Annotated in this window: 1 pseudogene; it reads left to right on the top strand. The window is 48.3% G+C overall.

Annotation, left to right across the window (positions count from 1 at the left end):
• Positions 1-829, top strand: a pseudogene (locus tag BZJ21_RS16385) (hypothetical protein); the annotation flags it as partial.

The following is an 829-nucleotide window of genomic DNA, read 5'->3' as shown; positions in this document are numbered from 1 at the left end:
GGTTGTTGTGATTGATGAAGGCGAGGGCGCAGAGGTTGACATTACCCTTGAAGGCAGTTGCCAAGACGCAAAACCGACTTGCCCGAACGGCTATGTGACTGATAATGACGCCTTTGCGAAAGATTTATCGGTTGGACAAAACAGCGGGATTATGGTGCATTCCCCGCCCACCGAGGCGCATGAGCTGTGGAATGTCTTAATGTTGATGCTGGCGGAAGACGCACAAAATGTGCTGCCTTATAAAACCTATCAGGTGTGCGTGACGCAATGTGATGGCCAGCCACAAGAAGAAACCCACCTTATCTATGACATACCCTTGATTGGTAGCATTGCCAAAGCCATCGTCGGTGTGCTGTCGAATGACAGTCTGTCTTTCAAGGTGTACCCCAAGGTCACGCTAGAGAGTGAACTGACGCTTTCCTTTAAAAAAGAGACAGAAGAAAAATCGGATGAAGAGCGTTATGACGAGCGTACCGCGCGCTACGAGGAATACCTCAGAAACGGCGGCGCGGAAGCGCATGACAGCACCGAGATCCCCAAGGATGAAATCAAAGAGAAATTTTCGCTGGAGGGAAGTCTCTCGATCAAAGAAGGCAGCACGGAAACAAAGTTTGGCACCGGGTTAACGTACGAAAATAGCAACTATTTACACACACGTGACGTGCAAGATGAATTTGAAAATATACGTGACCAATTAAAACTCATCTCCAGCATTATAGACACCGTCGGCATGATCAAGTCAGGCATGTATAAAGACGCGGGGGCAGAAAAAATCAAGCTGGTCACTTGGGAATTTAAGCCTCCGGTGATCAAGTTAACGGGCAGTCAA

This window comes from Salinivibrio costicola subsp. alcaliphilus (genome assembly GCF_001996185.1).
Lineage (GTDB): Bacteria > Pseudomonadota > Gammaproteobacteria > Enterobacterales > Vibrionaceae > Salinivibrio > Salinivibrio costicola.
The sequence above is the reverse complement of the archived record's forward strand: the minus strand, read 5'-3'. Positions and strand labels throughout refer to the sequence as shown.